The sequence below is a fragment of the Pseudomonas sp. TH15 genome (assembly GCF_016651105.1).
Lineage (GTDB): Bacteria > Pseudomonadota > Gammaproteobacteria > Pseudomonadales > Pseudomonadaceae > Aquipseudomonas.
The window spans coordinates 3076860-3096504 of sequence record NZ_JAEKEL010000001.1; the positions used below are offsets into that span (position 1 = coordinate 3076860).

Genomic DNA, 19645 nt, shown 5'->3' on the forward strand with positions numbered 1-19645 from the left:
TTTTTGTGCAAGAGCATTATGCAAAGCAGCAGCAACCTATTTCCTGTCGCCCTGATCAGCGCCGAGCGGCGCGGCGATCTGAGCGAAGACGTGTATCGATTGAAACCCGCCAATAGCCCTGACGGTACTGTCGAGCTGGCGGTAACGCGCCTCGGCATGGCGGATGGCACGGATGCGCGCGGCGTACCGGTCATTTTGCTTCATGGCAGCTTTTCCAATCGCCGGTTCTGGTATTCGCCCAAAGGCTTGGGTTTGGGGGCGTACCTGGCGCGGCTCGGGTTCGATGTGTGGATCCCGGAGATGCGCGGTCACGGCCTGTCCCAGCGCAACCAGAACTACCGCAAGAACCGCGTCGCCGACTACGCCCGTTACGATCTGCCGGCCATCGGTGCGTTCGTGCGCGAGCAAAGTGGCCAGGTCCCGCACTGGATCGGTCACTCGCTGGGCGGCATTACCTTGGCCGCCGCGTTGGGTGGTCAATACATCGGCGAGCCGGTGGTGGCTTCGGCGGCGTTTTTCGGCACGCAGGTCAGCCGCACCTATTGGCCGCTGAAAATCCCGCCGGTCGAGTGGAGCGGGCGCTTTATTCTCAAGCGTTTTGCCCAGTTGTCCGGTTCACGGCTCAAGCGCGGCCCGGAGGACGAGCCGATTGGCCTGGCCCTGGAAAGCATGCGCTGGTACGGTCTGTTCGGGCGCTTTGGCGATGCCGACAAGGACTGGTGGGCCGGTTTGGCCGAAGTTCAATTGCCGGTACTGGCCGTGAGCGCGGCTGGCGATCATCAGGACCCGGCCTGGGCCTGCCGTAAACTGTTCGATCAGCTCGGCTCCGAGCACAAGCAGTTCATCAATCTGGGGCGCGAGCAGGGCTTTGCTGACAATTTCGGTCATGTTGAAATGCTAGTCAGCAAAGCGGCCCAGGCTGAAACCTGGCCATTGGTGGCTCGCTGGTTGGCCGATCAACAGACGCCATTGCTGGGCGAAAAGCCGGATTTGGCCACGGCGGTCTGAGCCCGATGCTCTAACAAGGGCATTTCGCTCTGGTCGGCTTGCGGCTAAGATATGACGCATTGCGCTTTTTCGGTCACTTTGCGACATCCTCGATTGTCTTCCTCTTTACAGGAGTTTCTCGATGAACCATTACGTTACGCCTGACCTGTGCGACGCCTATCCGGAGCTGGTGCAGGTGCTGGAACCGATGTTCAGCAATTTCGGCGGCCGTGATTCGTTCGGCGGCGAAATCGTGACCATCAAATGTTTCGAAGACAACTCGCGGGTCAAGGAGCAGGTCGAGCTCAAGGGGGATGGCAAGGTGCTGGTGGTCGACGGTGGCGGTTCCCTGCGCCATGCGTTGTTGGGCGACATGCTGGCTGAAAAAGCCGCGAAAAACGGCTGGGAAGGGCTGGTGATCTACGGTTGTATCCGCGACGTCGATATCATCGCGCAGACCGATCTGGGCGTGCAGGCCCTCGCGAGTCACCCGAGGAAGTCCGACAGGCGCGGGCTCGGCGACCTTAACGTTTCAGTGACCTTCGCCGGCGTGACGTTCCATCCAGGTCATTACATTTATGCGGACAACAACGGCGTGATTATCTCGCCAAGACCGCTGAAGATGCCTGAATAAAGCATCGATGCGAATTTTCGTGGCAAAAACGGGGTGAGGATGTTCGAGGAAGAAAACGCGCAGTGGGGGCTGGTGCATGCCCTGGTGCTGGACGGTAAAGGCGGTGCGCGTTCGATAGCCCGAACTGAGCTCGATGACTTGCAGTTGCAGGCCCATGAAAGCCTGTGGCTGCACTGGGATCGCAGTCATCCGCAAACCCAGACCTGGCTGCGTAAATCCAGCGGTCTGACTGAGTTCAGCTGTGACCTGTTGCTCGAAGAAAACACCCGACCTCGGCTTTTACAGCTTTCCGACAGCGAGCTGCTGCTATTTTTACGCGGGATCAACATGAACCCCGGTGCCGAGCCGGAAGACATGGTCTCGGTGCGCATTTTTGCCGCGGCCCAGCGGGTTATTTCGCTGCGTTTGCGCCCGTTGCGCGCCACCGACGAATTGCTGGTGCAGCTTACGGAAGGCAAGGGACCGAAAACCGCCTCCGAACTCATCCTTTATATGGCTCAGTACCTGACCAATAAGGTCCAGGATCTGATCACTTGCCTCTCGGAAATCGTCGATGAGGAAGAAGAAAAACTGGATGCCGACGAACGGTATACACCCGAACACGGCGCCATTTTGCAGATCCGTCGCAGGGCAGCCGGGCTGAAACGTTTCCTTGCACCTCAGCGGGATATTTTTGGTCAGCTGACGCGTATAAAACTACCCTGGTTCGTCGAAGACGACGGTGATTACTGGAACGAATTGAACAACAGCCTGACCCGATATCTCGAAGAGCTGGAATTGACCCGCGAGCGAGTGGGGCTGGTCCTCGAGACCGAAGACCGGCGTTTGAGCGTGCGCATGAACCGCACGATGTACCGCTTCGGGATCATCACCGGGATCTTTTTGCCGATGAGTTTTCTGACCGGTCTTTTGGGTATCAACGTTGGCGGTATTCCGTTCTCCGGCAACCCGTATGGCTTCTTGATTGCCTGCCTGATGATGGTCTCGGTAGCGGTCGGTCAGTGGTGGTTATTCCGACGTTTGCGCTGGGTGTGATGATGAGCCATGTGACCCCGGCAAATTTGATCGCGTCTTTCACAGACATCACGAGAGGTGCGTATGCACGATCCGTTTGAACAGTCTTTACGTGACATGCTCAAGGCATCTCCGTCCACTCGGGACGACGATGCGTGCCTTGGCCGTGTACTGAAAACCGCCAACCGCCAGGTCGGCGCTGGCGATCTGTTCAGCCTGCTGGGCCGCTGGTTGCCCGCGCTGATGATTGCCGTGAACAATGGATCGGCCCACGTCACGCCGGTTTCCCGTCACCGTAAACCTACCGTTCGTACTGCTGATAAGGCTGATTGAATATGGAACTTGATCTCTGGACTCAGAGCCTCGTCACTGCAATGACCGCGTTGTGGACCAAGGTTGCGAATTTCATTCCGAACCTGTTCGGCGCACTGGTTGTGCTGCTGTTGGGTTTTGTCGTGGCCAAGCTGCTGGACACCTTGCTGTCCAAATTGCTCGCCAAGTTGGGCCTTGATCGCCTGATGGGCGGTACCGGTTTGACCAAATTACTGTCCCGTGCCGGCCTTCAAGTGCCGATTTCGACCCTGATCGGCAAAATCGTCTATTGGTTCGTTTTGCTGATTTTCCTGGTGTCCGCCGCAGAATCCCTTGGACTTGAGAGAGTTTCAGCTACGCTGGATATGCTTGCGCTGTATTTGCCGAAGGTATTTGGCGCCGCGCTGGTGTTGCTGGTGGGTGTTTTGCTGGCGCAACTGGCCAACGGGCTGGTGCGCGGTGCAGCAGAGGGCGTAGGGCTGGATTACGCTTCGGGCCTGGGGCGAATTGCCCAGGGCCTGGTGATTATTATCAGTTTGTCGGTTGCGATCAGCCAGTTGGAGGTCAAGACTGACCTGCTGAACCATGTAATTGTGATCGTATTGATTACCGTTGGTCTGGCGGTTGCGCTGGCAATGGGATTGGGAAGCAGGGAAATTGCCGGTCAGATTCTTGCGGGAATCTATGTGCGAGAGTTGTATCAGGTTGGGCAACAAGTGCGTGTTGGCGAGGTCGAAGGCCAGATCGAAGAGATCGGCACGGTTAAAACCACATTGCTGACCGATGAGGGTGAGCTAGTCTCTCTCTCCAATCGGATTCTCCTGGAGCAGCATGTGAGTAGCCGCTAACCCGGCAAACCCTGCTAATGTATGCCGCCGCAAAATGCCCTGAAAGGGCTGCGGCGGACATTGACCTGACTGTCGGCCCGACTTGTTTTGAATAAAGCTCAATCGCTCTCCACGCGCTACGACCCCCGCGAGCTCTCTGATGAGGAGTTGGTCGCGCGCTCGCATACCGAGCTGTTTCACGTAACACGCGCCTATGAAGAACTGATGCGGCGTTACCAACGAACATTATTTAACGTTTGTGCACGATATCTTGGGAACGATCGCGACGCAGATGATGTCTGTCAGGAAGTGATGTTGAAGGTGTTGTACGGCCTGAAGAATTTCGAGGGGAAATCGAAGTTCAAGACATGGCTCTATAGCATCACGTACAACGAATGCATCACGCAGTATCGGAAGGAACGGCGAAAGCGTCGCTTGATGGACGCTTTGAGTCTGGACCCCCTCGAGGAAGCGTCTGAAGAAAAGACGCCGAAACCAGAGGACAAGGGTGGACTCGATCGCTGGCTGGTGTATGTGAACCCGATTGACCGTGAAATTCTGGTGCTACGATTTGTCGCAGAGCTGGAATTTCAGGAGATCGCAGACATCATGCACATGGGTTTGAGTGCTACAAAAATGCGGTACAAACGCGCTCTAGATAAATTACGTGAGAAATTTGCAGGCGTTGCTGAAACTTAGTTCAGCGCAAATATCTCTTACGTGTAGGCAAGTTCTGATAGACTTGCCGCCGAGTTGTCCCCCGGTTTGAGGGACTGCTTTACAATCACCAGATGGGGATTTAACGGATGAAACTGAAAAACACCTTGGGCTTGGCCATTGGTTCTCTTATTGCCGCTACTTCGTTCGGCGTTCTGGCACAAGGCCAAGGCGCAGTTGAAGGCGAGCTTAACTACAAGAAGCAGTATAACGACAGTGTTGACCACGTCGAAAACGGCTTCAACCCAGGCGCCAAAATCGGTTACTTCCTGACCGACGACGTGTCGATTAACCTCGGCTACGACACCAACAACCACACCCGTTCGAACGACGGCACTGGCAGCCAGAAAATCAAAGGCGACAACTTTGGTCTGACCGCTCAGTACCACTTCAACAACGCTGGTGACGCTCTGCGCCCATACGTTGAAGGCGGCGTTAAACACGGCAGCCTGACCAACGTAGCCGCTGACGGCCACACCGGTCGCGACCAGTCGACTTTCCTGACTGCTGGCGCTGGCGTTAAGTACTACTTCGCCGAAAACTTCTTCGCCCGTGCTGGCGTTGAAGCTGACTACAAACTGGACAACGGCCGTTGGGACTACGCTCCTTCCGTTGGTCTGGGCGTGAACTTCGGTGGCGGCAACAAGCCTGCTGCTGCTCCAGTTCCAGCTCCAGCTGAAGTCTGCACCGACAGCGACAACGATGGCGTTTGCGACAACGTTGACAAGTGCCCGAACACCCCAGCCAACGTAACTGTTGACGCTGATGGCTGCCCTGCAGTTGCTGAAGTTGTTCGTGTTGAGCTGGACGTTAAGTTCGACTTCAACAAGTCGGTCGTTAAGCCTAACAGCTACGCTGACATCAAGAACCTCGCTGACTTCATGAAGCAGTACCCATCCACCACCACTACTGTTGAAGGTCACACTGACTCCGTCGGTCCTGACGCTTACAACCAGAAACTGTCCGAGCGTCGTGCAAGCGCCGTTAAACAAGTTCTGACCAACCAGTACGGTGTTTCGCCATCCCGCGTTCAGTCTGTTGGCTACGGCAAATCCCGCCCAGTTGCTGACAACAAAACTGAAGCTGGTCGCGCTGTTAACCGTCGCGTAGAAGCGAAGGTTGAAGCTCAAGCTAAGTAATTAGTTTGTAGCGCTGAAAAGCCCGGCTTAGGCCGGGCTTTTCTTTGTCTGCGATTTGGTAAATGGACATTCGGTTTTGCGTCGATTTACGCGTGCGCCTCGCGCCGCAGGCCCATGCCCGGCTATAATCGCCGCCTCATTTCGCCGTCATTCGAGTCAAACCCGCCCATGTACACCCTGGCCCGTCAGCTGTTGTTCAAACTTTCCCCGGAAACCTCCCACGATCTGTCCCTGGACCTGATCGGCGCGGGCGGGCGTTTGGGCCTCAACGGCTTGCTGTGCAAGGCCCCGGCGAAAATGCCGGTGAAGGTCATGGGCCTGGAGTTTCCGAATCCGGTGGGTCTGGCGGCCGGTCTGGACAAGAACGGAGCGGCCATCGACGGTTTTGCCCAGTTGGGTTTCGGCTTCGTTGAAATCGGCACCATCACCCCGCGTCCGCAGCCAGGTAACCCGAAACCACGGATTTTCCGCTTGCCGGAAGCCGAGGCGATCATCAACCGCATGGGTTTCAACAACCTCGGTGTCGATCACCTGCTGGCTCGTGTTGCAGCGGCCAAGTACAAGGGCGTGCTGGGCATCAACATCGGCAAGAATTTTGATACGCCGGTTGAGCGTGCAGTCGACGACTACCTGATCTGCCTGGACAAGGTCTACGCCCACGCCAGCTACGTGACGGTCAACGTCAGTTCGCCGAACACCCCGGGCCTGCGCAGCCTGCAGTTCGGTGATTCACTCAAACAATTGCTCGCCGACCTGGCCCAGCGCCGGGCCGAACTGGCCTTGCGCCACGGCAAGCATGTTCCGCTGGCGATCAAGATCGCTCCGGACATGACCGACGAAGAAACCGCCCAGGTCGCGCAAGCGCTGATTGAAACCGGGATGGACGCGGTGATTGCCACCAACACCACCCTGAGCCGGGTCGGCGTCGAAGGCATGGAACATGGCGACGAGGCGGGCGGTCTGTCCGGCGCGCCGGTTCGCGACAAGAGCACCAACACCGTCAGGGTCCTGGCAGCAGAATTGGCCGGCCGTTTGCCGATCATCGCCGTGGGTGGCATCACTGAAGGCAAGCACGCGGCTGAGAAAATCGCTGCAGGTGCGAGTTTGGTGCAGCTGTATTCGGGCTTCATCTATAAGGGCCCGGCGCTCATCCGTGAATCGGTCGACGCCATAGCGGCCTTGCGCTGAGGCTTGCCGAAGGCTTGTTGTGAGGGGCTTTGTGGAGAGGGCTTTGTGGCGAGGGGATTTATCCCCGTTCGGCTGCGCAGCAGTCGTAAAGTCAGAATCCTCAATCTACCTGACACACTGAGGTGGAAGGTTTTGGGGCTGCTTCGCAGCCCAACGGGGATGAATCCCCTCGCCACAGGATCCAGTAATTTCTGAAAATCCAGTAATCACAATAATCTGCATGCTCCGGTATTTTCAGGCATAAAAAAGGGCACCTCGAAGGTGCCCCTGGGCCGGAGCCCGCCGTCCGGATGGGACGTGCGTGGTTAATGCGTTATGTATTCAGATTGTTGTGTTGCAGTGTCTGGCCCTTTGTTAGCCAACGGCGTGAAGTTCGTTGAGTCTATGGATTCCCGCAGTGCCGGTCATACCGTCCCAGTTGTCGCCGCGTCCTTCGCGCCAGCCGTTAATCCAGGCTTGGCGTACCGACGGTAGAGTAAATGGGCAAAGCTCACGGGATTTGCCACCAACGCCATATTGATATCCGCGCAAAAATGCTCTTTCCAACGGATCACGCTTAAGTCTTCTCATAGGGTGTTGCCCTCACTTGTTGACTGTATTTATCGCGTCGACCTCAATCGAGGTCTGGCAGAAAAATTCTGCCGTTGGTGGCTCGCTGCCGGCGTCGCGAGCCAAGGTGTTGACGCCGTTGCGACGTCAACCTGTGTTGAGTTCTAACCAATGCGTCACATCGAGGGAATGATCGTTTTGTCATAAGGACGTAACGATAAAGATGCTATGGCCATAAGTAACAAGGCGTTTGTAACGTGTTTGTTGCTCAAAGCCCCGGTATGATCGGCCCCGCGCTAGATGACGGGGTTAATCCTTTAGTGAGAATGGCCCACCGTTGCACTGGGGTACTATTCGACGAAGGGTCGAGTTATGACATTTTGTTGCATCAACTTTTTTCTCTGCCCTGGCATCTAAGCTCTTTTAACCCGAGCAGTCAGGGTGGGACGGCACACCTTCGTGCCACGCGGGCGCTCTTTTAGAAAAGCGCCTGATTGAAAACCGGACCGGCAATGCGTTGTCGGTTCACTCAGCCAAAGGCTTTGAAACTCCAATGTCCGATCAATTCGAAATCTTCCTCACTTGCCCCAAAGGCCTTGAAGGCCTGCTCATCGAGGAAGCCGTCGGGCTTGGCCTTGAAGAAGCGCGTGAACACACCTCGGCCGTGCGCGGCATGGCCACCATGGAAACCGCTTATCGCCTGTGCCTGTGGTCGCGTCTGGCGAACCGGGTGCTGCTGGTGCTCAAGCGTTTCCCGATGAAGGACGCCGAAGACCTGTACCACGGCGTGCTCGACATCGAGTGGCAAGACCATATGCTCAACGACGGCACCCTGGCCGTTGAGTTCAGCGGTCACGGCTCGGGCATCGACAACACCCACTTCGGCGCCTTGAAGGTCAAGGACGCTATCGTCGACAAACTGCGCACCCCGCAGGGCGACCGTCCGTCCATCGACAAACTCAACCCGGACCTGCGCATTCACCTGCGCCTGGACCGTGGCGAAGCGATCCTTTCCCTCGACCTGTCCGGCCACAGCCTGCACCAGCGTGGTTATCGCTTGCAGCAGGGCGCGGCACCGCTGAAGGAAAACCTCGCGGCCGCGATCCTGATCCGTTCCGGCTGGCCACGCATTGCAGCCGAAGGCGGCGCGCTGGCTGACCCAATGTGCGGTGTCGGCACGTTCCTGGTAGAAGCCGCCATGATCGCCGCCGATATGGCGCCGAACCTGCGTCGCGAGCAGTGGGGCTTTACGGCCTGGCTCGGTCACGTTCCGGCGCTGTGGAAAAAACTCCACGAAGAAGCCACCGAGCGTTGCGCTGCCGGCCTGGCCAAGCCACCGCTGTGGATTCGCGGTTACGAAGCTGACCCACGCCTGATTCAACCGGGCCGCAACAACGTTGAACGTGCAGGCCTGAGCGAGTGGATCAAGATCTACCAGGGCGAAGTTGGCACCTTCGAGCCACGTCCGGACCAGAACCAGAAAGGCCTGGTCATCTGCAACCCGCCGTACGGCGAGCGCCTGGGTGACGAGGCAAGCTTGCTTTACCTCTACCAGAACCTGGGCGAGCGTCTGCGTCAGGCCTGCCTGAACTGGGAAGCGGCGGTATTCACCGGCGCGCCCGACCTGGGCAAGCGCATGGGCATCCGCAGCCACAAACAGTATTCGTTCTGGAACGGCGCGTTGCCGTGCAAGCTGCTGCTGATCAAGGTCACGCCGGATCAGTTCGTCACTGGCGAACGTCGCACTCCGGAACAGCGTCAGGTAGAACGCGAACAGGCTGAAGTCGAAGTTGCAGACAACGACGTGGCGCCGGGCAAGTACGAGAAGTACAACAAGAACGGCAACCCGATCAAACCGGCTCCGGTGGTGATCGAGCAACCGCGCTTGAGCGAAGGCGGGCAGATGTTTGCCAACCGCCTGCAAAAGAACCTCAAGGCCATGGGCAAGTGGGTCAAGCGTGAAGGCATCGACTGCTATCGCGTGTATGACGCCGACATGCCGGAATACTCGATGGCCATCGACCTGTATCAGGATTGGGTCCACGTCCAGGAATACGCCGCGCCGAAATCCATCGACCCGGAAAAAGCCTCGGCCCGGATGTTCGATGCCCTGGCAGCGATTCCGCAAGCCTTGAACATCGACAAGAGCCGCGTGGTGGTCAAGCGCCGCGAGCGTCAGAGCGGCACCAAACAGTACGAACGCCAGGCGGCACAGGGCAAGTTCGTCGAGGTCAACGAAGGCGGCGTCAAGCTGCTGGTGAACCTCACCGACTACCTCGACACCGGGCTGTTCCTCGACCACCGTCCAATGCGCATGCGTATCCAGAAAGAGGCGGCCGGCAAGCGCTTCCTCAATCTGTATTGCTACACCGCGACCGCCAGTGTTCACGCGGCCAAGGGCGGCGCCCGCACCACTACCAGCGTCGACCTGTCGAAAACCTACCTCGACTGGGCGCGTCGCAACCTGTCGCTGAACGGTTTCTCCGACAAGAACCGCCTGGAGCAAGGTGACGTGATGGTCTGGCTGGATGCCTGCCGTGACGAGTTCGACCTGATCTTCATCGATCCGCCGACCTTCTCCAACTCCAAGCGCATGGAAGGGATTTTCGACGTACAGCGTGACCAGGTGCAGTTGATCGACCTGGCCATGGCGCGCCTGGCGCCGGGCGGCGTGTTGTACTTCTCCAACAACTTCCGCAAGTTTGTGCTGGAGGAGAACCTCACCACCCGTTACGCGGTCGAGGAAATCACCGCCCAGACCATCGATCCGGACTTTGCCCGTAACGGCAAGATCCATCGTGCCTGGAAAATCACGGCCCGCTGATAGCTGACCGGATTGGATCCACAGAGCCTTGATTTTTAAAGGCTCTTGGGTTCTTTCAGGGCTGGTCAAATTAGTGGCTAATAGCTATAACTCAACGCACGGCCAATGGGCTTTTCCGGCACCAGGCGTTTTGAGTTGCGTTTATGTCGTTGCACTCCGTGCGCCCCAGGATCCTGGGCTTTATCAGCGAAGACGTCTCGGCCTGGCTGGTCGCGGTGCTGGTATTGCTCGCTGGCGGGATTCTCACGGGATTGCTGGCCTGGGCCACGCTGAATCTGTTTCACCATCAATTGCGGCAACGCTTCCAACTGCTGGCCAGTGAGCGTTACAGCCGTATCGAAGAACGTTTCGAAGATCAGGAGCAGCGCCTCGATGGCCTGCGCCGGTTCTTTGCCAATTCCGAATCGGTGTCCCGCGCCGAATTTGACGGTTACACCCAACCTTTATTGCTCCGTACGCAGGCCTATTCCTTCGCACAGCGGGTGACCCGCGACGAACGTCCGGCCTTTGAACACCAGGTGCGCGCCGAAGGGGTGAGCGACTTTTCCATCCGTGAGCTCAATGCTGGCGGCGAACTGCAACTGGCGGCAGCGCGCGATGAGTATGTGGCGGTGCTTTATAGCCAGACGCAAAGTCGACTCGGCTCGCCGCTGGGCTACGATTTGCTCGCCCAACCTTTGCGCCGTGCGACGCTGGAACGCGCAGATGCGCGGGCTGGCATGGTGGTCTCGCAGCCGATGCACCTGGTGAATGTCGAGCCGGCTTATGCCCGAGGCGTGCTGCTGGTTACGCCGGTCCTTCGTCGTGACAGCCTTACCGAAACGGCGATCAAGCCGTTCGGTTACGTCATGGCCGTGATCAGCATGCGCCAGTTGTTGGCGGATGGGCTGCCGGAGGCCGGTCACGATTATTTGTCAGTGCGTATCCTCGATATGTCCACCAACGATCAACACGAAGTGCTGTACGAGTCTGCGAACCCTCCGGCTGCCAGTGATCTGTCCGCCAGTCGATTGTTGCGCATGGCCGACCACGACTATCAAGTAGACATCCAGCCCAGTGAGGCTTTCGTGCAGGCCAACCGCTCTTCGGTGAGCAGCCTGGTGGTGCTCGGTGGCTTGCTCAGCCTGTTACTCAGTGCCTTGCTCTACGTGCTGGTCAGCCAGCGTCAACGGGCGTTGAAAATGGTCGAGCAGCGCACTCAGGAACTGCGTGCCCGCGAGCAAGAACTGCGCGGCACCCACGGTCAGTTGCGCAGTGTGCTGAATGCCGCGACCCAGGTGGCGATCATCGCCACCGACTTGCGTGGGGTCATCAGCACCTTCAACGCCGGTGCCGAGCAGATGCTCGGTTACGACGCCGCTGAGGTGGTGGGCCACATGACCCTGGAGAACCTGCACTTCCCCCGGGAGCTGGTGGCCCGCTCGGCGGAGTTGAGCGCGCGCTATGGCAAGCTGATCCCGACGTGCCAGGCGATGCTGGTCGAGGGCGGCGAGGAGGGTGGGAACGAAGCCCGCGAGTGGACCTTGGTGCGCCACGATGGCAGCCATCTGACGGTCAACATGCTGGCGACCCCGGTGCTGGATGAGCAGGGGTTGTGGGTCGGGCACCTGGCGATTTGCATCGACATCACCGAACGCAAGCGGGTCCACGAGGCACTGGCGGCGCGGGACTTGTTGCTGAAGAAACTCAGCGCCCATGTGCCCGGCGGCATCTATCAATTCAAGATGGAATTCGACGGTCGCTTCAGCGTGATTTACGCCAGTGACGGTATCCGCGAGATCTATGAGCTGGAACCGGATGTGTTACTGCTCAATGCCGAAGCGATCTTTACCCGGATTCATCCACAAGACTCGACCCGTGTCCGCGCCTCGATCCGCGCCTCGGCGGACACCCTGAGTCCGTGGCGCGAGGAGTACCGGGTGCAACTGCCGGTCGGTGGTTTGCGTTGGGTGCGTGGTGAGGCGACGCCGGAGGAGCAGCCGGGCGGCGGTGTGCTCTGGCATGGCTACATCTCGGACATCTCTGATCTGAAACGGGTGGAAGAAGAGCTGCGGGCGCTGTCGGTGACGGATTCCTTGACCGGCATTCACAACCGCCGCTACTTCCAGGAACGGCTGACCACCGAAATGACCCGGGTCGAACGCGGTGGCGGCGAGTTGTCGGTGATCATGCTCGACATCGACCACTTCAAACGCATCAACGACCAGCATGGCCACGCCGTGGGCGACCGGGTGTTGCAGGCGGTGTGCGAGCGCATTGGCCATCGGCTGCGGCGTACCGATGTGTTCTGTCGCCTGGGTGGCGAGGAGTTCATGGTGTTGTGCCCGGACATCGACGGCAAACACGCATACATGCTGGCGGTCGAACTCTGGCAGGGTTTGCGCAGTTCACCGGTGGATGTGGTGGGCGTGGTCACGGCAAGTTTTGGCATCGCCAGTTGGCGGCCGGGGAGGGCGCAGATGCGTTGCTGTTGCGCGCGGACTCAGGCGTCTACGCAGCGAAGCAGCACGGTCGTGATCGCGTCGAGCAGATGAGCTGATACTCGATACACCACAAACCTGTGGGAGCTGGAAAGCCAGCGATAGGGTCATTCCAGTCAGCATATTTGGTGACTGACACTCCGCTATCGCTGGCAAGCCAGCTCCCAAAGGGTTTGGTGATGTTGCTTAGCTTGCTTTACAGCACCGAAGCGGTGGCTGGTACTTTCGGCTGGCGGTACAGGTCCAGCAGTACCTGATCCAGTACCGACGATGCGCCAAACGGGGCCTTGTCGTTGAGGATCGCCACTACCGCCCAGGTATTGCCGTTGATGTCGCGGCTGAAACCGGAGATCGCCCGTACGGTGTTCAGGGTGCCAGTCTTGATGTGCGCTTCGCCGGCCATGGCGGTGTGCTTCAGGCGTTTGCGCATGGTGCCGTCGGTGCCGGCAATCGGCAGCGAGCTGATGAATTCCGCCGAGTATGGGCTTTTCCAGGCCGCTTGCAGCATGCCGGCCATTTCCCGTGCACTCACCCGTTCGGCGCGGGACAGGCCGGAGCCGTTCTCCATCACCAGGTGCGGCGCGGTAATGCCTTTTTGTGCCAGCCACTGACGCACTACGCGTTGGGCAGCCTTGGCGTCGTCGGCGTCGGCATCGTTACGAAACTTCTGGCCCAGGCTCAGGAACAGTTGCTGGGCCATGGTGTTGTTACTGTATTTGTTGATGTCGCGAATGATCTCCGCGAGGTCCGGCGAAAAGGCCCGGGCCAGTACCTTGGCGTCTTTAGGCGTGGCGGCCAGACGATCCTTGCCCTGGATGCTGCCGCCCAGCTCTTTCCAGATCGCCCGTACGGCGCCGGCGGTGTAGGTCGCGTGATCGAGCAGCGACAGATAGGTCTGCGAACTGCAACCGTCGCCCAACTGGCCGCCGACCGTCACGGTCACGCTGCCATCGGCCTGGGTTACCGGGTTGTAGCGCACGCCACCGGCGCATTGCTTGGAATTGACCGCTTTGACCTGGTTGTCGATGCGAATCGTCGCAATCGGCGGCTCGACCGACACCAGCACCTTGCCGTTGTCGTTGCGCGCGACAAAGCGCAGGGCCTTGAGGTTGACCATCAGCGAGTCAGGTTTGACCAGGAACGGTTTGTTCTCGTCATTGCCGTCATCGTTGAATTCCGGCAGTTGCGGCTGCACGAAGAAGCTGCGGTCCAGCACCAGGTCGCCTGTGACTTGGGTCACGCCGTTGGCGCGCAGGTCGCGCATCAGCAGCCAGAGTTTTTCCATGTTCAGTTTCGGATCGCCGCCACCCTTGAGGTAGAGGTTGCCATTGAGGATGCCGCCGCTGAGGGTGCCATCGGTGTAGAACTCGGTTTTCCACTGGTGGTTCGGGCCGAGCATTTCCAGGGCCGCATAAGTGGTGACCAGCTTCATGGTCGAGGCCGGGTTGACCGAAACGTCGGCGTTGAAAATAGTCGGGGTGCCCGGGCCGTTGAGCGGAATCATCACCAGGGACAGGGCGCTGTCCTGCAACTTGCTGGCCTTGAGGGCCTTTTCAACGTTGGGCGTCAGCGCGGTGTTGATCTGAGCGGCGGAAACAGGGAGGGCCAGGGGTAGAAGAAAACTGGCCAGGAGCAGTGGGCGCAAAGATTTGATCATGTGAAATAGAACCCTGCAGTCGAGGGGAAAAAAGACGAGGGCATGAAGATAAAATCCCTCAGTGGTCATGAAAGTGTCGGCATTATGCCCCAAGGTGTAGCGGCTTGTGCCGTGCCTGGAGCCTCTAATTGGCTATTTTTTTACCGACGGTAGGCTGGCTGGCACCGTGGGGCGGGCAATTGGCGCCTTAAACTGCTAAAGTGCCGCCCGTTATTACTTATGAGGATTGTTCCAATGGCGACTAACCGTTCCCAGCGTCTGCGCAAAAAACTGTGCGTCGATGAATTTCAAGAGCTGGGTTTCGAGCTGAACCTGGATTTCAAAGAAGATTTGGCTGATGAAGCCATTGATGCTTTCCTCGACGCGTTCCTGAAAGAAGCTATGGAAGCCAACGGTCTGGGTTATGTTGGCGGCGACGACTTCGGTCTGGTTTGCCTGATCAAGCGTGGCTCGGTGTCCGAAGAGCAGCGCGCCGCTGTTGAAGCCTGGCTCAAAGGCCGTAGCGAACTGACTGAAGCAACCGTCAGCCCGCTGCTGGACGTCTGGTACCCGGAAAAGCCGATCAATCCGGTAGCTTGATGTCATAAAAGAATCGGCGACCCACGGGTCGCCGTTTTTTTATGCCTGTTTTTTGTAGGCTCAAGACTTGGCCTGCGATGTCGATCTCGGGGATGCCTTCAGGCCTTGCGCCAGTTCAAAATCAGCAACGTCAGAACCCCCGCCACAATCCCCCAGAACGCCGACCCGATGGAAAACAGCGTCAGCCCCGACGCCGTGACCATAAAGGTCACCAGCGCTGCTTCGCGCTCCTTCACTTCGCTCATGGCAATGCTCAAGCCATTGATGATCGAGCCGAACAGCGCCAGCGCGGCAATCGACAGCACCAACTCTTTGGGCAGTGCGGCAAACAACGCCGCCAGCGTCGCGCCGAACACCCCGGCAATCCCGTAGAAAATCCCGCACCAGACCGCAGCGGTGTAGCGCTTGTTGCGATCTTCATGGGCGTGCGGCCCGGTGCAAATCGCCGCGCTGATCGCCGCCAGGTTAATCCCGTGGGAGCCGAACGGTGCCAGCAGCAGTGAGGCGATGCCGGTGGTGGTGATCAGCGGCGAGGCCGGCACGTTGTAACCGTCGGCGCGCAACACGGCGATGCCCGGCATGTTCTGCGAGGTCATCGCCACGACGAACAGCGGGATGCCGATGCTGATGGTCGCCGCCAGGGAGAAGTGCGGCGTGGTCCAGACCGGCGTCGCCAGTTCCAGGTGGAAACCGCTGAAATCCAGCAGCCCCATGAACCCCGACAGCGCGGTGCCGATCAGCAGCGCGGCGAGCACTGCATAACGCGGTGACAGGCGCTTGACCACCAGATAGGTGAAAAACATCCCCAGTACCAGCGCGGTGCGATGCTGGGCGGCGACGAAAATCTCGCTGCCGATCTTGAACAGAATCCCCGCCAACAACGCGGCCGCCAGCGAGGCCGGGATTTTTTTCATCAGTCGCTCGAAGCTGCCGGTCAGACCACAAAGGGTCACCAGCACCGCGCAGGTGACGTAGGCGCCAATGGCTTCACCGTAAGTCACGCCGCCGAGGCTAGTGATCAGCAATGCCGCGCCGGGTGTCGACCAGGCGATGGTGATTGGCGTGCGATAACGCAGGGACAGGCCAATCGAACACACCGCCATGCCTATCGAGATCGCCCAGATCCACGAGGAAATCTGCCCGCTGGTCAGGCCCGCCGCTTGCCCGGCCTGGAACATCAGGACCAGGGAACTGGTGTAGCCGGTCATCATCGCGATGAAACCGGCGACGATGGCCGAAGGTGACGTGTCGGCCCAAGGGCGCAGCTGAGTGTGCGTGGCGTCGTTCATGACAACGGTGTTCCTTATACGTATGAAGATGTCCGAAGCCTCGCTCCTACAAGGGATCGCATGCAGGCAGCGGATTGCGCGTTCAAGCCTAAACTCAAATGTAACGCACCGTTGCAATACAGCCGAGGCCACAAACAGCCATACAGTCGTGTTGCCACCATCCATTGTGTACAATCGCGGTGTTTTTTACGCGATACTTGCCAGCGACCTACTGTGCCGTATTACAGTCACGGTCTATTCGCCGCAGTTCTCCCGACTCGAGTGCCCATGAACGAACAGTTGCAGCCCCTCAAGAAACAACCGCGAGCAGGCAAAGCCGGCCGCAGCGGTACCCAGGACGATATTGTCTACGCGCATATCTTCGAGGCCATCCTCGAGCAGCGTCTGGCGCCCGGCACCAAGTTGAGCGAAGAAGCGCTGGGGGAAATTTTCGGGGTCAGCCGCACCATCATTCGCCGCGCGCTGTCGCGCCTGGCCCATGAAGGCGTGGTGTTGCTGCGACCAAACCGTGGCGCCGTAGTCGCCAGCCCGAGCGTCGAAGAAGCGCGTCAGGTGTTCCTCGCCCGCCGTCTGGTCGAGCGTGCGATTACCGAACTGGCTGTGCAGCACGCTACCGCCGAGCAAATCGCCGAGTTGCGCCAGATGGTCAACGACGAGCGCGACAGCTTCTCGCGCGGTGATCGCGGTGCCGGCATCCGTCTGTCGGGCGAATTCCACCTGAAACTGGCCGAAGCGGCGAAGAATGCACCGCTGATCAGCTTCCAGCGCAGCCTGGTGTCCCAGACCTCGTTGATCATCGCCCAGTACGAAAGCGGCAACCGCTCGCACTGTTCTTATGATGAACACACCCAATTGATCGATGCGATTGAAGCGCGCAACGGTGAGCTGGCGGTGGACCTGATGATGCATCACATGGATCACATCGACAGCAAACTCAACCTCGACGAAGAAAGCGCGTCGGATGATTTGCATGCAGTGTTCTCGCATTTGTTGCAGACCAAGAAGCCAGGTCGGTCGACCGCGAAGCTATAAGTAAGGCGGAGTCGTTCCCATCGCGAGCAGGCTCGCTCCCACAGGGTTTTGTGTTGAATGCAAATCCCGAGTCCACCAGAGATCAACTGTGGGAGCGAGCCTGCTCGCGATAGCGATCTGACAGACAATAAAAATCCCCCGGGCTGTAAAGCTGCGGGGGATTTTTTATGCCTGTAAACCTTAACGCTGATGCACCAGATTCCCCGCCGCATACGTCTGCAACACTGTCCGGTCATCCCCCAGCGTCATCAACACAAACAACGTTTCGGCAATGTTATTGGCCTGCTTCAAGCGATAGCCCAGCAGCGGCGTGGCGTTGTAGTCCAACACCAGGAAGTCCGCATCAGTACCCGCGTGCAAAGTACCGATCTTGTCTTCCAGCCGCAGCGCCCGTGCACCACCAAGGGTCGCCAGGTACAGCGATTTGAACGGGCTCAGCCGTGCACCTTGCAACTGCATCACTTTGTACGCTTCGTTCAACGTTTGCAGAAGCGAGAAACTGGTGCCGCCGCCAACGTCAGTGCCGAGGCCGACGTTCAGTTTGTGCTTCTCGGCCATCGGCAGGTTGAACAGACCGCTGCCGAGGAAGAAGTTCGAAGTCGGGCAGAAGGCAATCGCCGAACCGGTTTCCGCCAGCCGCGCACACTCGTCGTCACACAGGTGCACGCCGTGGGCGAACACCGAGCGCTCGCCCAGCAGTTGGTAGTGATCGTAAACGTCGAGGTAGCCCTTGCGCTCCGGGAACAGTTCCTTGACCCATTCGACTTCCTTCAGGTTTTCGCTGATGTGAGTCTGCATGTACAAATCAGGGTATTCACCGAGCAACTGGCCAGCAAGGGTCAGTTGTTCAGGGGTGCTGGTCGGGGCGAAGCGCGGGGTGACCGCGTAGTGCAAGCGACCCTTGCCGTGCCAGCGCTCGATCAGCGCCTTGCTTTCGACATAGCTGGATTCTGCGGTGTCGGTCAGGTAGTCCGGCGCGTTGCGGTCCATCATCACCTTGCCGGCGATCATCCGCAGGTCCAACTGCTGGGCGGCTTCGAAGAACGAGTTCACTGACTGCGGATGCACGCTGCCAAACACCAGCGCGGTGGTGGTGCCGTTGCGCAGCAGTTCCTTGATGAAAATGTCGGCCACTTCATCGGCGTGGGCCTTGTCGGCGAACTGGCTTTCGCACGGGAAGGTGTAGGTGTTGAGCCAGTCCAGCAGTTGCTCGCCGTAAGCGCCGACCATGCCGGTTTGCGGCAAGTGAATGTGGGTGTCGATCAGCCCTGGGGTGATCAGCGCATCCTGGTAATGAGTTATCTCGATGTCGGCCGGCAGAGTCGCCAGCAATTCAGTGGCGTGACCGACGGCGCTGATCTTGCCGTTTTCGACCACCAGCAAGCCGTCTTCGAAATACTCATAAGACGCTTCGATCCCCACTTCAGCAGGGTCGGCGATGCTGTGCAGGATGGCGGCGCGGTAGGCTTTGCGAGTCAAAGGCATGGTGGCTCTCAGTTTATGGCTTGGCTGCGGCGTGAAGCAGGCAGCAGTTTGGCAATCGATGATCCGGCGCTGGCAGTCTGCTGGCCGAAATTCGCGTTATAGGTGGCGATGATTTCGCCGGCGATGGAGATGGCGATTTCCACAGGCAATTTGCCTTTGACTTCGCCGATGCCCATCGGGCAGCGCATGCGTTGCAGCACCGCGCTGTCGAAACCACGATCACGCAAGCGGTGTTCGAACTTCACCCGTTTGGTTTTCGAACCGATCAGGCCGAAGTAGGCGAAGTCGTTGCGCTTGAGGATTGCGGCAGTGAGTTCGAGGTCGAGCTGGTGATTATGGGTCATGACGATGCAGTAACTGCCGGCGGGCAGGTTGTCGATTTCATCCACAGGTTCTTCGGCGACGATTTTGCGCACGCCGTGGGGGATCTGTCCCGGGAATTCCGCGTCCCGCGAGTCGATCCAGCGCACCCGGCAGGGCAGGCTGGCGAGCAGCGGCACCAGCGCCCGGCCGACATGGCCGGCGCCGAATACGGCGATTTGTGCCTGGACCTGGCCCATCGGTTCGAACAGCAATACGGTCACGCCGCCGCAGCACTGGCCGAGGCTGGCGCCAAGGCTGAAACGCTCCAGATGCGTGTCTTGCTTACCGCTGGCGAGCATCTCGCGACCGATCTGCATGGCCTTGTATTCCAGATGCCCGCCACCGATGGTGTCGAAGGTCTGGGTGGCGCTGATGACCATTTTCGAGCCGGCGTTGCGCGGCGTCGAGCCGAGCTCTTCGATGATGGTCACCAGCACGCAGGGTTCACCCTGGGATTGCAGGTCGGCGAGGGCGTCGATCCAGTTGTACATGTTTCACCTCGACATCTGTGTTGTCTGTTCGGCCGTCTTCGCGAGCAAGCCCGCTCCCACATTTGGAATGCATTCCCC

General features: G+C 58.8%; 16 protein-coding genes and 1 pseudogene. 12 read left to right on the plus strand and 5 right to left on the minus strand.

Annotated elements, in window-relative coordinates:
• The first annotated feature begins 18 nt into the window (after positions 1-18).
• From JFT87_RS13995 to JFT87_RS14030, 8 genes are all read left to right on the plus strand, one after another.
• Positions 19-1008 (plus strand): alpha/beta fold hydrolase, encoded by a 990-nt coding sequence (locus tag JFT87_RS13995; RefSeq protein ID WP_201202088.1) that lies wholly within the window; start codon positions 19-21, stop codon positions 1006-1008.
• Positions 1009-1129: 121 nt separating this feature from the next.
• Positions 1130-1621 (plus strand): ribonuclease E activity regulator RraA, encoded by a 492-nt coding sequence (gene rraA / locus JFT87_RS14000; protein WP_201202090.1) that lies wholly within the window; start codon positions 1130-1132, stop codon positions 1619-1621.
• A gap of 39 nt (positions 1622-1660) precedes the next feature.
• On the plus strand, positions 1661-2656 hold the full coding sequence (locus JFT87_RS14005; protein ID WP_201202092.1) for a zinc transporter ZntB: 996 nt from the start codon (positions 1661-1663) through the stop codon (positions 2654-2656).
• A 63-nt stretch (positions 2657-2719) separates the two neighbouring features.
• Entirely contained in the window at positions 2720-2968 is a 249-nt protein-coding gene (locus tag JFT87_RS14010) for a CrfX protein (RefSeq protein WP_201202094.1), read from the plus strand.
• A 2-nt stretch (positions 2969-2970) separates the two neighbouring features.
• Complete coding sequence (locus JFT87_RS14015) at positions 2971-3795, plus strand: mechanosensitive ion channel family protein (RefSeq protein WP_054054005.1); 825 nt, start codon at positions 2971-2973, stop codon at positions 3793-3795.
• Between the two features lie 87 nt (positions 3796-3882).
• The gene (gene sigX, locus JFT87_RS14020; RefSeq protein WP_163909195.1) at positions 3883-4473 is read left to right on the plus strand and encodes an RNA polymerase sigma factor SigX; all 591 of its coding nucleotides are present in this window, start codon (positions 3883-3885) and stop codon (positions 4471-4473) included.
• A gap of 107 nt (positions 4474-4580) precedes the next feature.
• On the plus strand, positions 4581-5630 hold the full coding sequence (locus tag JFT87_RS14025; RefSeq protein ID WP_201202096.1) for an OmpA family protein: 1050 nt from the start codon (positions 4581-4583) through the stop codon (positions 5628-5630).
• Positions 5631-5798: 168 nt separating this feature from the next.
• Positions 5799-6818: a quinone-dependent dihydroorotate dehydrogenase gene (locus JFT87_RS14030; RefSeq protein ID WP_201202098.1), complete on the plus strand. Its 1020-nt coding sequence runs from the start codon at positions 5799-5801 to the stop codon at positions 6816-6818.
• 354 nt (positions 6819-7172) lie between these two features.
• Here JFT87_RS14030 and rmf read toward each other — a convergent pair whose 3' ends face one another.
• The gene (rmf, locus tag JFT87_RS14035) at positions 7173-7388 is read right to left on the minus strand and encodes a ribosome modulation factor (protein WP_003223300.1); all 216 of its coding nucleotides are present in this window, start codon (positions 7386-7388) and stop codon (positions 7173-7175) included.
• A gap of 532 nt (positions 7389-7920) precedes the next feature.
• Between rmf and rlmKL the strand changes: the two genes are divergently transcribed.
• Together rlmKL and JFT87_RS14045 are read left to right on the plus strand one after the other, a co-directional pair.
• Positions 7921-10191 (plus strand): bifunctional 23S rRNA (guanine(2069)-N(7))-methyltransferase RlmK/23S rRNA (guanine(2445)-N(2))-methyltransferase RlmL, encoded by a 2271-nt coding sequence (rlmKL, locus tag JFT87_RS14040; protein ID WP_201196284.1) that lies wholly within the window; start codon positions 7921-7923, stop codon positions 10189-10191.
• A gap of 143 nt (positions 10192-10334) precedes the next feature.
• Positions 10335-12730: pseudogene (locus JFT87_RS14045) on the plus strand (sensor domain-containing diguanylate cyclase).
• Positions 12731-12867: 137 nt separating this feature from the next.
• Here JFT87_RS14045 and dacB read toward each other — a convergent pair.
• Positions 12868-14328, minus strand: coding sequence for a D-alanyl-D-alanine carboxypeptidase/D-alanyl-D-alanine endopeptidase (dacB, locus tag JFT87_RS14050; RefSeq protein WP_201202104.1), 1461 nt, complete (start codon positions 14326-14328; stop codon positions 12868-12870).
• A gap of 234 nt (positions 14329-14562) precedes the next feature.
• Here dacB and JFT87_RS14055 point away from each other — a divergent pair, with 234 nt between their 5' ends.
• On the plus strand, positions 14563-14907 hold the full coding sequence (locus JFT87_RS14055) for a YggL family protein (RefSeq protein WP_201202105.1): 345 nt from the start codon (positions 14563-14565) through the stop codon (positions 14905-14907).
• Positions 14908-15005: 98 nt separating this feature from the next.
• Here JFT87_RS14055 and JFT87_RS14060 read toward each other — a convergent pair whose 3' ends face one another.
• Positions 15006-16196: a benzoate/H(+) symporter BenE family transporter gene (locus JFT87_RS14060; RefSeq protein ID WP_201202107.1), complete on the minus strand. Its 1191-nt coding sequence runs from the start codon at positions 16194-16196 to the stop codon at positions 15006-15008.
• Between the two features lie 267 nt (positions 16197-16463).
• On the opposite strand from JFT87_RS14060, the gene JFT87_RS14065 reads away from it, so the two are divergent.
• Complete coding sequence (locus tag JFT87_RS14065) at positions 16464-17228, plus strand: GntR family transcriptional regulator (protein ID WP_054054029.1); 765 nt, start codon at positions 16464-16466, stop codon at positions 17226-17228.
• 180 nt (positions 17229-17408) lie between these two features.
• Here the strand turns inward: JFT87_RS14065 and guaD are convergent, their stop codons facing one another.
• Together guaD and xdhC are read right to left on the minus strand one after the other, a co-directional pair.
• Positions 17409-18713, minus strand: a complete 1305-nt coding sequence (guaD, locus tag JFT87_RS14070) for a guanine deaminase (protein WP_201202109.1) — start codon at positions 18711-18713, stop codon at positions 17409-17411.
• An 8-nt stretch (positions 18714-18721) separates the two neighbouring features.
• Positions 18722-19567: a xanthine dehydrogenase accessory protein XdhC gene (gene xdhC / locus JFT87_RS14075; protein WP_201202110.1), complete on the minus strand. Its 846-nt coding sequence runs from the start codon at positions 19565-19567 to the stop codon at positions 18722-18724.
• Between the last annotated feature and the right edge of the window lie 78 nt (positions 19568-19645).